The sequence below is a fragment of the Streptomyces capitiformicae genome, from assembly GCF_002214185.1.
GTDB lineage: Bacteria > Actinomycetota > Actinomycetes > Streptomycetales > Streptomycetaceae > Streptomyces > Streptomyces capitiformicae.
Map to the genome: position 1 here is coordinate 8,604,798 of NZ_CP022161.1, position 14,339 is coordinate 8,619,136.

At 71.7% G+C, this 14,339-nt stretch carries 9 protein-coding genes and 1 pseudogene; 5 read left to right on the forward strand and 5 right to left on the reverse strand.

The genetic code is table 11. The features are described from left to right. Positions 1 to 18: 18 nt before the first annotated feature. Positions 19 to 1,503, forward strand: coding sequence for a prenyltransferase/squalene oxidase repeat-containing protein (locus CES90_RS38800; RefSeq protein WP_189785759.1), 1,485 nt, complete (start codon positions 19 to 21; stop codon positions 1,501 to 1,503). Between the two features lie 35 nt (positions 1,504 to 1,538). On the opposite strand, the gene CES90_RS38805 is transcribed toward CES90_RS38800, so the two are convergent. Together CES90_RS38805 and CES90_RS38810 are read right to left on the reverse strand one after the other, a co-directional pair. Further along, positions 1,539 to 2,594 (reverse strand): terpene synthase family protein, encoded by a 1,056-nt coding sequence (locus tag CES90_RS38805; RefSeq protein WP_189785760.1) that lies wholly within the window; start codon positions 2,592 to 2,594, stop codon positions 1,539 to 1,541. A 308-nt stretch (positions 2,595 to 2,902) separates the two neighbouring features. Beyond that, positions 2,903 to 5,947 (reverse strand): AAA family ATPase, encoded by a 3,045-nt coding sequence (locus CES90_RS38810; RefSeq protein WP_189785761.1) that lies wholly within the window; start codon positions 5,945 to 5,947, stop codon positions 2,903 to 2,905. Positions 5,948 to 6,211: 264 nt separating this feature from the next. Here CES90_RS38810 and CES90_RS38815 point away from each other — a divergent pair, with 264 nt between their 5' ends. From CES90_RS38815 to CES90_RS38830, 4 genes and pseudogenes are all read left to right on the forward strand, one after another. Further along, complete coding sequence (locus CES90_RS38815) at positions 6,212 to 6,898, forward strand: helix-turn-helix transcriptional regulator (RefSeq protein WP_373313514.1); 687 nt, start codon at positions 6,212 to 6,214, stop codon at positions 6,896 to 6,898. A gap of 133 nt (positions 6,899 to 7,031) precedes the next feature. Continuing rightward, positions 7,032 to 7,727, forward strand: a complete 696-nt coding sequence (locus tag CES90_RS38820) for a DUF4255 domain-containing protein (protein WP_189785762.1) — start codon at positions 7,032 to 7,034, stop codon at positions 7,725 to 7,727. Next, a complete protein-coding gene (locus CES90_RS38825) occupies positions 7,724 to 9,724 on the forward strand; it encodes an ATP-binding protein (RefSeq protein ID WP_189785763.1) in 2,001 nt (666 codons plus the stop codon). Before CES90_RS38820 ends, CES90_RS38825 begins: the two co-directional genes overlap by 4 nt. A 59-nt stretch (positions 9,725 to 9,783) precedes the next feature. Continuing rightward, positions 9,784 to 9,933: pseudogene (locus CES90_RS38830) on the forward strand (ATP-binding protein); the annotation flags it as partial. A gap of 19 nt (positions 9,934 to 9,952) precedes the next feature. On the opposite strand, the gene CES90_RS38835 reads toward CES90_RS38830, so the two are convergent. From CES90_RS38835 to CES90_RS38845, 3 genes are all read right to left on the reverse strand, one after another. After that, positions 9,953 to 11,332 (reverse strand): ricin-type beta-trefoil lectin domain protein, encoded by a 1,380-nt coding sequence (locus CES90_RS38835; protein WP_189785764.1) that lies wholly within the window; start codon positions 11,330 to 11,332, stop codon positions 9,953 to 9,955. Positions 11,333 to 11,429: 97 nt separating this feature from the next. Beyond that, positions 11,430 to 12,881, reverse strand: coding sequence for a hydrolase (locus CES90_RS38840; RefSeq protein ID WP_189785765.1), 1,452 nt, complete (start codon positions 12,879 to 12,881; stop codon positions 11,430 to 11,432). 123 nt (positions 12,882 to 13,004) lie between these two features. Next, entirely contained in the window at positions 13,005 to 14,246 is a 1,242-nt protein-coding gene (locus CES90_RS38845) for an eCIS core domain-containing protein (protein WP_189785766.1), read from the reverse strand. Positions 14,247 to 14,339 lie beyond the last annotated feature (93 nt).

Consider the following 14,339-nt stretch of genomic DNA (forward strand, 5'->3'; position numbering starts at 1 on the left):
TTGCCCCATCAGGATGACTTGTCCCCTTCGGTATACGACGTCGCCGCTGTGTCCCTCGTCGACGGCCCGCAGCAGTCCGCGTGCGTGCAATGGCTCACCGAAAACCGCACAACCCGCACCACTTGGGGCGTTCCTCCCCAGATCAACTGGTACGACAGCTACCTGTCGACCTACGCCGCCGCCCTCGCCCTGTACAACGCGGGCCGGCGTTCCCTGGCCGAGCCCGCTCTGTCGGCGCTGGCCGCGCTGGTTCCCCGGGCTCCTACCGGTGTTCTGGAGACCCTGACCTTCGGCGGCCTGGTGGATGCGCTGGACCGCTTCTGCGCCTACCGCGGCTGGCCGGTACCCCGGCACCCCGGGCCCGTGCACGCCGTCATCGACCGTGAACGCGGCAAGTGGAGCCGGATGCGCGCCTGGGACCGCTTCCTCGACCCGGACCAGTCCATCGCCGGCTACTGCGCGGAACGCGTCTACGGCGACGAGGACATCGACACCGACGCCTTCCTGGAAGCCTTTCAGGCTCCCAACGGATCCGTCGCCAACGCACCTGCCGCCTCAGCTCTTTTCCTCCTGGAAGTGGAACGCCGTGGCAAAAGTGCGGCATCCGAGCGTGCCGACAGGCTCCGTCACTACCTGCGTACCCGTCCCATCCCGGCCGGCTACCTGGACTGGGTCCCCCACTTCACCACCGCGTGGACCATCATGTTCGAGCACGCGCCGGGAAGCGTCCCCGACATCGAGCAGGCAGCGATGGACGCGCTCTGCGAAGATCTGAACCACCCGTCCGGCCTGCTCTGCACGGTCAGCACCCTGGACGGAGGAGTCACCATTCCCGGTGACACCGACAGCACCGCCTGCGCCATGCTGGCCGCACGGATCATGGGCCGGCAGGTTCCCGACTCCACCCTCCTCGACAGCCTTTACGCGCCGTCCCAGGGGTGCTACCGCACCTTCCTGTTCGAACACGACGCATCGATCACCACCAACATGCACGTGGCGGCCGTGCTCGCCCTCGACGCGCGCCACGACCGCCTGACGCAGGTCCTGCGCTGGCTCATCCACGCGGTCAACGAAGGCCGAACACTGTGCAAATGGCACCTGTCCCCGATCTACGCACACGGAGAACTTGCCCGGATCACGGCGGGGATCGACCACCCCCTGGCGCCCCTCCTCTGCACGCAGGCGGCCAGGAGTCTGCTGGCTGCACAGAACCCGGACGGCGGATGGGGGCTGCACGGCTCCACAACCGAGGAGACCGCCTACGCCGTGCACGGTCTGGCAGCCGCAGCTCAAAGCCACGGCCACGCATACGCCCTCCAGGCCACCGACGCTCTCGGCATCGCTCACGCCTACCTCATCACCCACCAGCCCCAGGAGACCCCACTATGGCTCGGTAAGACGTTGTACTGCCTGCGCCCCCTCGTGCCCGTACTTCACCGCACAGCCCTCGCGCGCACCGAGCAAGTGGCCGGCGTCGGTCACCACGCTCAAGGCGCCCGCTGACCGGCCGGAACTGACATGCTCGGACATCAGGTCCGTCACGGCGCCGTCGGGCCTTTGGTGTCCTCTTGAGCGGCCCCGAAGAGATCGTCGAAAGTGTGCCGGTCCGCTGCGACGTCGGTCCCAGGGCGGTAACGCCCGCAGTTCATGTGCCAGTCATGGGATCCGCGGACCAGTGTGCGCAGGTGTGTGAGGCACTGCTCAGCAACGAGTTCGACGTCACTGGGAAGTTGCAGTGACTGGACGAGACCAGGAAGTTCCTGGCCGGCTTCGAGGAAGTCTCGGAGCCTGTCAGCGATCATGGTGTGGACGTGCTCCACTGCCCGCTGGGGGGCGAGGTCCTGCTGGGTCTGGACGGCGAGTGCAAGGTTGCTCGTCTCTCCGAAGGCTGCCTCCTTGGTGTAGCTGACAAGGTCGTTGGTCCACATGATGGTGTCGGCCGCGCTCCTCAGCAGGGTCTGATACGTGGTGCTGCAGTACACGGTGTCAGGGAGCCATACATGGTGGATGTGGTGCTGAAGGTCATGTGCGAAGGAGACCCAGCCGATTCTGCCGCGCAGTTCGAGGCAGGTGGCGACGTCCATCGGCATCTGAGTGGCCCGGTGGATTGAGGCTTGCAGCTGGCAGCGGAATGTGTCGGACATGTGCTCATAGAAACGTCGGCGCCATTGAGACGGGCTGTCACGTCCGGTGCGCTGCCACAGGTCTGTCAATGCCGTAGCGGCGGGTGTCGACCGGGCCTGAATGTCAGTGTCGTGGAGGAGTATGGCGCGGAATTCGTCCAGCACCGAGGCCAGGAGATCGGGCCGCAGGCCCACGGTGGCTTCGTCGATCTGGTCTTCGAACACGGCTGCCCAGGTCATCCAGTCAGTGAACAGCCGCAATGCGGGCCAGTCGTCGACGGTGGGAGCGTAGTAGGAAACCATGAGATCGACGCGGTACCTCCTGAGACGTTCCGCGGCCCCTTCGGTGGTTACCAGACCGAAGCGGCGGGCCCACTCCAGTGTGGCGGAATACAGATGGCCCGCCAGGGGATTCTCCCGCGAGGGGGCGAAGGGGATGTCGATCCTCGGAATGGTGACCTCAGTGGTCATCTGGCCTCCTTGCCCGTGGTCAAGCGCGACGCAAGACGCCCGGCACCGCCGGCACACCAGGCACGGGCCGGGATCCGGGCCACTGCCAGAGCCCGGGCCGCCTCCGCACAGCCAGCAGAGCTGACATCACCGCGCCACACCAGAGCCCACGCCGGGGCGCACTGGCGCACATTCGGGGGAATACCACCCCCACCAACCACCCCAGCCCGACAAGCTTCCGCGGTCGACTCGTCCTGCCCCGCGAGCCGAAGGCGCGGGGGGACCGCCTCAATGAGGTGGTGAGCGGGTCACACGCCCTCGGGAGCCGCTCAGCCTTTCTCCGGAGAACCTCCGCCCATGAGCGCCGTGGCGAGTTGGGCTCGGCGGCGGATGCCCAGCTTGCGGTAGGTGCTGGTCAGGTGGGTCTCCACGGTGCGGCGGGCGAGGTGGAGTTGTTGGGCTATCTCGGTGTTCGTGCGGCTCTGGGCGGCGAGTTCGGCGATGCGGCGTTCGCCGGCGGTGAGCGCGGAGGGGCCGGTGAGGGCCGTGGTGGTGCGGCGGGCGCCGCCGTCGCGCAGGGCGGCCTCCGCGATCACGCGGATCCGTGACGCGCCCAGCCGTTCGGCGCGTTCCGCCGCCTCCCGCAGGGCCTCACGGGCCCGCGCCCGCTCACCGGCCGCGGCGAGGCCGCGCCCCTGGGCGACGAGAGCCGGGATCAACTCCGTGTCGACGGACCCCCCGCCCGCCTTGGACGCCGAGGTACCGTCCGGCACTCCAACCGCCGCTGCCCTCACCGGAGTTCCGCCCGGCGTCCCCACCACCCCCTGCCGCAGAAGTCGTACCGCCCGGTCCGCCAAGTCGAGGCCGCGGCGGCCGGCCGTGGCGGTGGCGAGGGTGCTGAGGGCTCGGCCGAGGACGCGGGGGGTGTTCCAGACCGTGGCCAGGCAGAGTTCCTTTTCGGCGAGGGCGAGGGCCTCATGGGGGCGGCCCAGGGCGAGGTGGCACTCGGCGGAGGCGGTTCGCCACGGGGTGACGACGGGGCTCACCACGTCTCGGGCCGACTGGCGGCGGCCGCACTCCAGGAAGTCGTCGAGCGCGGCCGCCGGATCGCCGGTGGCGGCGCGCAGGACACCTCGGGCGTACAGGAAGCGGTTCAGCTCCCAGGTCTCGTGGGCGCGTTGGACGTCGAAGCCGTCCGCGAGACGGGTGGCCTCCTCGGTGCGGCCGGTCTCGACCAGCGCGACGACGGCCTGGGCCAGGGCGTTGGCCGACTCCGGCCGGCCCCCGTCGGGCCACCGGACCGCGGGGTCGGCGAGCACGTCCTCGTAGGCGCCGCGGGCGGCGGCGATGTCGATCCGTGTGTTCACCAGCGCGAGGTGCATGGGGTGCAGCAGGGAGACCCGCTGGCCGGCCAGGCCGCGCTGGACGAGCCGTTCGGCCTCGTCGAGCTGGTCGGCCCACTGGGCGACCGCGGCGGCCGTGCCCAGCAGGAAGGCCTCCGCGAGCGGGTCGGCCGGCTGGGCGAGCAGGGCGCGGATGCGGCTCATCGCAAACGCGGCCGAGGTGAGGCCCGCCGTCGACTCGTAGCGCACCAGCAGTGCCTGGCCGGCCGTGCCGACGAGTTGCGGTGACCGTTCGGCGGTCTCGCGGAGCCAGCGGTACACCTCCTGCCGTACGCCCTGGTCGTGGTCGGACAGCAGCGCGGAGGCGGTCTGTACGGTGCGGACCAGGTCCGGGTGGTCGGTGAGGTGTTCGTCGCGCAGACCGCGCAGGACGTCGACGGCGGCGCGGGCCTCGCCCCGCCGGGCCAGGGCCGTACCGAGGGCCACCGCCGCGTGCACGCGTTCCCGGGGTGGGCCGGGCAGCCGCATCGCCTCGGCGAGTCGGGGGATTCCGGCGGTCGAGCACACGGTGGCGTATTCCAGGGAGCCCAGTTCGGTGAGGACCACGGTTCGGCGCGCGGTCGGCATCGGTTCGTCGAGCGCGCGGCGCAGACAGGCGAGGGCGTCGTCGCTGCGGTCGTCCCGTACGGCCGATTCTGCGGCGTCGAGCAGGACGCTGGTCGCCCATGCCTCGCCGACCGGGCCGCAGCGCAGCAGTTGTCCGGCCACCGCTTCGGCGGGGTCGCCGCGGTGCAGCATCGCCTCGGCGGCCCTGCGGTGCGCGGCCTGCCGCCGGTCGCTCGCCCAGCCGCTCAACACGGCGTCCCGCAGCAGGGGATGGGCGTAGCGGAGCCGCCCTTCGGTGTCGGGGCGGAGCAGGCCAAGGCGGGTCATCGCGGTGAGCCAGCCCGCCACGCGGGCGGGGTCGGCGTCCGCCGTACGGGCGAGCAGCTCCGCGTCGGCGGCCACCGGGTCGTCCTCGGCGAGGGGGTGTTGTGCAAGTCCCGTGCGGTGCCCGCGGTGTTCGGTGCGTGCCCTCGGCGTGCCGGACGAAGGCCCTCGTAGCGGAGCTACTTGGGCCTTCGTCCGGTGCGGCGAGGGTGCGTGCCGGGCGCCGTGGGTGCTGTGCGGAACTTGCACAACACCCCCTAGCGCGGCGAGCGCGCGGGCGGTCTCCGTGGTGGCGGGCCCGGCGCTGTCCAGCCACCAGGACACCGCGGCGGAGTAGCCGCCGGGGTAGAGCGCCGCACAGGTGTCCGGAAGGGAGGTGGCCTGGAGAGCGTCCGGGCCGGCGCCGTGGAGGTCGTCGAGCAGGGCGCGCAGCAGCAGGGGATGGCCGGCGCCCGCTCGTAAGCACGCGTCCACAAACTCCGGCGGGGCGGCGCCGCCCCGGGCCGAACGGACCAGCTCGGCCGCGGAGTCCGCGCTCAGCGGGGCCAGGGTGCGAGTGCGGACGAGGGCAGGCGAGAGGGTGTGCGCGAGGCCGTCCGCCGGGGGGTCGATGTCGTACTGGCTGCGCTCGGTGGCCACCAGGAGCACCGGCAGGCGGTCGATACGGCGGACGGCCTCGACGAGCCAGCGGCGCGAGTCGTCGTCGGCGAAGTGCACGTCGTCCACGGCGAGCAGCAGCGGGGACTCGGCGGCGTAGGAGCTCAAGCGCCGCCACAGCCGCGCGGCCCTGCCCCGGTGCGGCGGGGTGCCCGGCGGGTCCGGCGTCTCACCCCCCAGGTCGAACTCGGGGCCGCACGCGAGGAGTTGGACAACGGTGTCGAACGGCACGGAGGTGTGCTCGGGCGAGCAGCGGGCCCGCAGTACGCGCATGCCGTGTTCCGTGGCGCGGTCGGCGGCGGCCTCCAGGAGCGCGGTGCGACCGGTGCCGGTGGCGCCCCTGAGCAGCACCAGGCGGCCGGAGCCGGTCCGGGCGCGGGCGGCCTCGGCGGCGAGCAGCTCCAGAGGCTCCCAGCGTTCGAGAAGCGGTTCCGGTACGCACATCACGGCCTCCTGTCGTGGACCTGGCGTTTCACGGGTCGTTCTACGCGTCGTGCTGCGCTCCCGTAGACGGGGCATCGCCCCGCGCGGTGCACTGGTCGCGGGCGTTTGGCGTGGAAGTGCCGTGGCCGAACTCGTGGCCGATCTCGTGGTAGGTCTCGTGGTCCTCCACGATTGCGCGAGGCACACGCCGCACAGAAGTGTGGATCGAGCCCATCCGCCACTTCCCGTACGGGAGCGGCGATTTCGCGCCTACGGGAGAAATGGTTGAGCAGCACATTCCGGCCCTCGGACACCGGCAGGGCACGGTCCCCGGAGCCCTCGGAGTCCCAGCGCCGTATCCCGGTGGTGGTCCACACCCCCGACCCGCTCTCCCGGGCCGGGGTGCTCAGCCAGCTGCGTGGGCACCCGGTGATCGACCTGGTCGAGGACGGTGAGGTCAGGCCGGGCACCGTGGCGGTGCTGGTCGGGGAGACGCCGGACGAGGCCCTGCTCGCCACGCTGCGCAGAGTGGTGCGCAGCGAGGGCGCGAGAGCCGTGCTGGTGGTGAGCCTGATCCGGGAGACCGAACTGCTCGACGTCATCGAGTGCGGTGTCGGGGCCATCGTGTGGCGCCAGGAGGCCACCGCGCACCGGCTGTCGCAGGCCGTACTGGCGGCCTCCCGGGGAGACGGCGACCTGCCCGCCGATCTGCTCGGCCGGCTGATCAACCAGGTCGGCACCTTGCAGCGCTCGGTGGCCGGCCGGCCCGGGGCACCGCTGTCCGGTCTGGTGCCGCGTGAGATCGACGTCCTCCGACTCGTCGCCGAGGGGATGGACACCGGTGAGATCGCGAGCAAGCTCTCCTACTCCGAACGCACCGTCAAGAACGTGATGCACGGGCTCACCACCCGACTGCACCTTCGCAACCGGGCACACGCCGTGGCCTATGCCCTCAGGGAAGGCTACATCTGATCGAACGGGCAGCCGAACCAGCACAGTTGGGCACCACACTTTGCCCCCTCGACGTCCCCAGCGCGTCTACAAGGGCGGCGCCCGCGGCGGGCACGATCGGTGGACAGGCACACGACACAGCAGGAGCACGACCGTGATCCACGAGGTGGACGAGGTCCTCAAGGGACTGATCGGCGGTGGCGCCCTGGCCGGTTCCGGCATCGACGTGTCCTTCGAGGCCCCGACCCGCGACTGGGCGGCCCGGCGCAACGCGCCCACCGTCAACACCTACCTGTACGACATCCGCGAGGACGTCTCCCGCCGCCAGCGCGGCCAGCAGCCGGTCCGCGACGAGCGCGACATCGTCGTACGCCGCCGTCAGCCGCCCCGCTGGTTCCGGTTGTCGTACCTGGTCACCGCCTGGACGAAAGCGCCCCAGGACGAACACCGGCTGCTGTCCGCCGTGTTGGCCACCCTGCTGCCGCGCGAGCTGCTGCCCCCCGACGAGCTCCCGGGCGCGCTCGGTTCGTTGGGGCTGTCCGTGCCCGTGTCGGTGGCGGGGCTGCACTCGGAGTCCCGGTCCCTCGCGGAGATCTGGTCCGCGCTGGGCGGCGAGCTCAAGCCGTCCCTCGACCTCGTGGTCACCGCGCCCTTCCCGGCCTTCCCCGAGTACGACGCCGGTCCCCCGGTCACCGAGGGCGCGGCCGTCCGCGTCCGCGGCATCGACGGCTCCCTGGAGGGTTCGCAGGAGCGCGCCCACCGGCCGCACCACCTGGCGTCCGCGCCACGCGCCGGGGAACGGCGGCGGCACCTCGGCCCCGCGCCCGACACCGGAGAGCGGCCGCGGTGACCACCCACGCCTCCCGCACGACGGACTCGCTCCTGCTCGGCCTCGCCCGACTGCGCGACCGCATCGCCGGGACGGTCGCCGACCGCAGCGCCGGTGACCCCACGGCGGACGACCCGCTGCGCGGGCTGTACCTGTCCGAGGAAGCGGTACGGCATCTGCTGGCGCCCGCGACCGCGTCGTACGCGCCTGTCTTCGAGGACACGGAGACGGTCCCGGAAGGGCGGCTGGAGCGGCTCGCGGTGCGGCTCGGGCTGACCGAGCTGGACACCCGGATCCTGCTCATCGCCCTCGCCCCCGACCTGGACCGGTCCTTCGAGCAGCTGTACGGGTACCTCAACGACGACGTCAGCAGACGCCGGGCGACCGTAGGGCTCGCGCTCGATCTGTGCGGGCTGCCCGTGCACCTGGCCGAGGCGCGGGGCCGGTTCCGTCCCTCGGCGCCGCTGACCGCGCTGGGACTGCTGACCGTCGAGGAGCCCGAACGGCCCTTCCTCAGCCGTGCGTTGCGGGTGCCCGACCGGCTCGTGGCCCATCTGCTCGGCGACGACACCCTGGACGCGGCGCTCGCCGGCCATGTCCGCCCGCTGGTGTCGGCCTCGGCCCCCCTGCCGGAGGACGGCGGCTTCACCTCCAGGCTGGCCGCCCGGCTGGCCGGCGCCCCGCTCACCGTGTTCCTGCGCGAACACCGCGACGGCGACGGGCTGGTGCGCGCCTCGGCCGCCCTGCGCGCGGCGGGGATCGAGGCCCTGCACCTCACGCCCCCGGCGGCCGGGGACGAACTCACCGGGCTCCTCCCCGACCTGCTGCGCGAGGCCCGGCTGTGCGACCGCGCGATCGTGGTGTCACCGCTGCCGGAGGCGCCGGGGCCGCTGTTGCGGGCGCTGACGGCGGCCGACGTACGCGTGGTGGTCACCGGGTCCCGGCCGTACGACCCGCAGTGGTGCGACCGCGATCCGCTGGTCCTCGACGTGCCCCGGTCGGCCGCGGGTGCCGTGGACGCCTGGGCGGCCGCGCTCGGTGGCGGGGCGGAGGGGCCCGGGTTCGACCTGGCCGCCACGGTCGCCCCGTACCGGCTCGGCGGTGACCGGATCGAGCGGGCGGCCCGGGTGGCCGGTGACCTCGCGGCGTTCGACGGCACCCCGGTGACCGCCGCCCATCTGCGGCTCGCCGCGCGGCTGCAGTCCGCCTCGGGGCTGGAGCGGCACGCCCGGCGGATCCGGCCCGACGTCGGCTGGGACGACCTCGTGCTGCCCGGCAAACCCCTCGCCCAGCTGCGGGAACTCGCCCTGCGGGCCCGCCATCGCGACCGGGTGCTCGGCGACTGGCGGCTGAGCGCAGGAGGCGGCCGGGGCCGTGGGGTGCTCGGGCTCTTCGCGGGCGAGTCGGGCACCGGCAAGACGCTGTCCGCCGAGGTCGTGGCCGCCGAACTCGGCCTGGACCTCTATGTCGTGCAGCTCTCCTCGGTCGTCGACAAGTACGTGGGCGAGACCGAGAAGAACCTCGAACGGATCTTCACCGAGGCCGATCGCACCGACGCCGTACTGCTCTTCGACGAGGCGGACGCCGTGTTCGGCAAGCGCTCGGAGGTCAGCAGCTCCCACGACAAGTACGCCAACATGGAGAGCGCCTATCTGCTCCAGCGGCTGGAGTCCTTCGACGGCATCGCCGTGCTCACCACCAATCTGCGGGCCAACATCGACGAGGCATTCACCCGGCGGCTGGACCTCGTCGTCGACTTCCCGTTCCCGGACACCGCCCAGCGCCTCGCCCTGTGGCGGCACAGCCTCACCGCGGTGCCGTGCGCGGACGACACCGACCCGGCGGCGGTCGCCCGCGACTTCGAACTGGCCGGGGGTTCCATCCGCAGCGCCGTCGTCACCGCCGCCTACGCCGCCGCGGGCCGCGCCGGACCGGTCACCACGGCCGACCTGCGCGAGGGCGCGGAACGCGAATACCGCAAGGCCGGACGGCTGGTACCGGGCGAAGGGAACTGGTAGCGGCCCCCTCCCCAATGGGTCACTCGACCCGCCATGCGAACACCCACGAACTCACGCCGGCCCGCGGCTCCATCCGCAACACGGTCGTCACCGCCGCCTACGCCGCCGCGGGCCGCGCCGGACCGGTCACCACGGCCGACCTGCGCGAGGGCGCGGAACGCGAATACCGCAAGGCCGGACGGCTGGTACCGGGCGAAGGGAACTGGTAGCGGCCCCCTCCCCAATGGGTCACTCGACCCGCCACTTCTGGTTGGGCGTGCCCGAGCATGTCCACAGCTGGAGCCTCGTTCCGCTCCGGGTGCCGTTGTCCTTGGCGTCGACGCACTTGTCGGCCTGCGGGTTCACCAGGTCGCCCTCGGTGCTGAGCACGAACTGCTGGGCGGGGTTGCCGCTGCACCGGGCCAGCTGGATGACGGCTCCGTCGTCGCGGGAGCCCCACGCGACGTCCATGCACAGCCCGAGGGAGCGCACGGTGCCGTCGCCCCGGAAGTCCCACTTCTGGTTGGCGGAGCCGGCGCAGTCCCAGAGCTGGAGGGGAGTGCCGTCCTTGCCCTCGCCACCCTGGGCGTCCGTGACGTCGATACAGCGGTCCGAGCCCTTGCCGATGATCAGGAACCCCTTGGCGGCGGGCTGCTTGGGCGGGGCCTTGGTGTCCGGTTCCTTGTCCGACCCGGACCCGGAACCCGAGCCCGAACCGGAGTCCGAGCCCGAACCGGGGTCCTCGGGCTGTTCACCCTCCTGCTCGGGGGCCTGAGGCGTGTCCGAGGGCAGCGGCGCCGCCGAAACGCTCGGCGCCGGGGCCATCGCGGACGGACTGGCGCTCGGCAGGACCCTCGTACCGGCTTCCCGGATCTCGGTCGCGGCACTGGTGACCTTCGGCTGGTACGCGAGCCACAGCGTCACGAAGGTGACGGCCAGCACCACGGCCACCCCCAGGAAGGTGGCGAGCCAGCCCGGCAGGAACCCCCGCTGGACATAGGTGCCGTCCACGGACTGCGGCTCGACCCCCGCCCGTTGGACGGCGAGCGCGTACGGCCGCTCCTCCTTGGACCCGAACCAGATGATCTGCCGCGGTCTCAGCGTCGTCCTCACGAACGCCGCCCGCCCCGGCTCGATCTGCACGTTGCTCGGATGGATGTCGTACGACAGTTGGTCGCCGTGGTCGCTTCCGCTGACGGCAGCGGTGAGTTTGGTGTTGCCGAGGTTGTCGATGGCCAGTTTCGGCCGCCCCCGGAAGCGGCCCTTCACCGTCGGCGGGACGAGTTCCGCCCGTACCTCGGTGAAGGGCGTGATGGTGAGGTTCCCCTCGGGAACGGTCGTCGCCTCCGGGTGCTCGGTGGGCGTGATCCGCACGGCGTACGGGTTCGGCCCGGCCGTCGCGTCCGGGGTGCGGGGCGGCGCGAAGGTCAGCTCCACCGTCCCCGTCGTCCCCGGATACAGCCGCAGCGACTGCGGCTCCACGGTGGTCCAGGGCGCGATGTCGCCGACCGGCTCGAAGCGGTACTCGTCGACGACGTCACCGGTGTTGCGTAACCGCAGCCGTACAGTCGTGCTGCCGCCGGGATCCACGGTGGCCGACGCGGGTTCGAGGGAAGTCCAAAGGCTCACTGTTCGACGCTACGGGGGCGGGGGGAGCCGGTCAGGAGTCGTCGGGGCAGGCCCGGTTGCCCCGGAGGGCAACCGGGACCGCCCCGGAGGGTCCGGGTCAGACAGTGAACTTGACGGCCTCCAGCCAGATTCCGTTGTCGAGGGTGCCGGCGAAGATGTAGTGCTCTCCTTCATTGGGCTTGTCGCAGGCGGTGTTCTGCCAGTCCCTGTTGTGCTGGTGAACCGACTGGCAGACCGCCTTGTTGCCGTTGTCGACGTTGATGGTGAAGCCCAGCATGTCCGGGGCGCTCTGCTTGGCGGTGCCGATGTAGTTGTCGTTGCCGTCGGTCGCGCTGGTCCACGGCACGTCGTTGTAGGTGCCCTGGCCGTTGGTCGAGTCGGGGTCGTGGACGAAGGCGACGCCGGCCGTTCCGTTGACGCCGTACACCGCGATGTTGAGGGCCTTGATCGCCCTGTTCTGGCCCACCGTGCCGGCCATGTCCCCGTCGCACTCGGGGGACGTCCACCCCTTGCCCGTCAGATAGGCCCGGTAGCAGATGTGCCTGCCGCCCGGGTCCGACGCGGCCAACTGCTGGACGGCGGTCGCGGCCGTGGGCGCCTTCTTCTTCTCCTGCTGCTCGGAACCACCGCCGGACCCGCCGCCGCTGCCACCGCCGCTCCCGCTGTCGCTCTCCGGCTCCGACGTCTGCGGAGGTGCCGAGGCGACGGGCGGCGCGGAGGTCGCGGGCGGCGCGGGGGGCGCCGCCGGTGCCGAGGGACTGGGCGGCAGCGTACTGACGCCGGCCTCCTCGATCGCCGTCGCGGTGCTGCGGACCTGCGGCTTGTAGGCGAGCCACAGTGTCAGGAAGGTGATCGCCAGCGCCAGGAAGACCCCGAGGAAGGTGGCGAGCCAGCCGGGCAGGAAGCTCCGCTGCACATAGGTGCCCTCGACGTCGAGCGGCGTCACCCCCGACCGCTTCACGGCGAAGGTGTACGGCCGCTCCTCCTTGGACCCGAACCAGATGATCTGCCGCGGCTTCAGCGTGGCCTTCACGAACGCGGCACGACCGGGCTCGATCTGGATGTTGCTCGGATGGATGTCGTACGACAACTGGTCGCCGTTGTCGCTGCCGCTGACCGACGCGGTGACCTTGGTGTTGCCGAGGTTGTCCACGGCCAGCTTCGGCCGCCCCCGGAAACGCCCCTTCACCGTCGGCGGCACGAGCTCCGCCCGCACCTCCGTGAACGGCGTGATCGTCAGATTCCCCTCGGGAACGGTCGTCGCCTCCGGGTGCTCGGTCGGCGTGATCCGTATCGCGTACGCGTTCGGCCCGGCCGTCGCGTCCGACGTGCGCGGCGGCGCGAACGTCAGCTCCACCGTCCCCGTCGTCCCCGGATACAGCCGCAGCGACTGCGGCTCCACGGTGGTCCAGGGCGCGATGTCACCGACGGGCTCGAAGCGGTACTCGTCGACGACGTCACCGGTGTTGCGAAGGCGCAGTCTCACGGTCGTACTGCTCCCCGGGTCCACGGTCGCGGAGGCGGGTTCGAGGGAAGTCCAAAGGCTCACATCGGGACGCTACCGGCAGAGCGGAAGCCCGGTCAGGAGGCGAAGGTGCAGGGCCGCACTGCCCGAAAGGACATCGGGCGGACCGGGCGGATGTGGCTCGCCCGGTCCACCGCGGGTGTCACGTCACTTCGCGCGACTCCACATCAGGGCCGCGTCCTGGGACCAGCCGGCCCGGGTCATGTCCAGGCCGACCGCCGTACCGTGGCTGGTGCAGGCGGCCTTGAGCGGATCGATGAAGTCCGTCTGCAGAGCCGCGGTCGGGATCGTGCCGGGGGTGGCGCCCCGATGGGTGTTGACGAAGTCGTACGCCTTCTGCAGCTCCGCCGAGCGCGGGGTGGTGGCGCCCCCGCTGTAGTTGAGGTCGGGGCCGCTGTTCCCCGGGTCGTCGGTGCGCTCCTCCGGCCGGGGACCGATGACATAGTTCGCGGGCACGTTGGCCAGAGCCTTGCTCAGGGAGTCCGCGGTGACCCCGGTCACGGGGAACGACGCCGTCGGTGCGAGGGGGCGCAGTTCGTCGGCGACATGCTGCTGCTGAGCGGGCGTGAGCAGGCTGCTCAGGAGTTTGAGATCCGACTTGGGCACGATGTGGTGCAACGTGTCCACGATGGCGACGCCGGGATTGCTCGTCTTGTAGTTCTTCAGTTCCGCCTTCGTGTCACCGTTCTTCCAGTCGGGCTTCTTCTTCACACGCTGCACCGCGGTGCCACCGTGGTCCGCGCTCCGGCCGACGGGACTCCCGTGCGCGCCCGCGCCGTGCCGCTCGGCGGCCGACGTCTCCGGCACGGCCCGTTGCACAGGAGCGGACATCACCTGCCGCGCGGTCTCCTCCGCCTCCCGCTCGGCCCAGTCGCCGGGGTCGGAGACCTTGAGCCCGGAGCCGTTGTCGGTGCCGGGCACGGAGCCCTCGCTCTGCTGGAGGACATGCTTCAGCTCATGGGCGAGCGTGGGCTTGTCCCGGCCGTCCCAGACCACGTGGGCCCCGGATGTGTACGCCTTCGCGCCGATGTCCGCCGCGGACCTCTGGGCCACGGCGTCGGTGTGGACGCGTACGCCGCTGAAGTCGACACCGCCGCCGTACCGGGTCTCCATCTCGGTGCGCAGTCCGGTCTCCAGGGGCTGCCCCGGAGAGCGCAGAACCTCGTGCACGGCCGACCGCTGCACGTCCGCCGAGCGCTGCGCCTGCGGGCCGTGGCCGCAGCCCGCGCCGTGCTCGTGCCGCTCCTCCTCGACCGCGCGGGCCACGGCCGCGTTGCCCGCCAGTCGCTGGAGCGCCAGCATCCGCCGCGTGTGGGTGGACATCGCCGTTGCCCGGCGGGTGTTCTGCTGTTGGGCGTTCCGCTCGACCCGCTGGTCCTGTGCGCGCATGATGCTCCCCTCCACGGTTGGCCTCCAAGCCGTACCGCGTCGCCCCGGTCACGGGGAGGTCCTCGGGGGCAACTCCGGGGGCAGAACGGGCGG

Bases quoted from the DNA above. Each gene is read 5' to 3' on its own strand.
- CES90_RS38805 (WP_189785760.1), bottom strand. From the start codon at position 2,594: ATGACCACTGAGGTCACCATTCCGAGGATCGACATCCCCTTCGCCCCC.
- CES90_RS38810 (WP_189785761.1), bottom strand. From the start codon at position 5,947: ATGTGCGTACCGGAACCGCTTCTCGAACGCTGGGAGCCTCTGGAGCTG.
- CES90_RS38845 (WP_189785766.1), bottom strand. From the start codon at position 14,246: ATGCGCGCACAGGACCAGCGGGTCGAGCGGAACGCCCAACAGCAGAAC.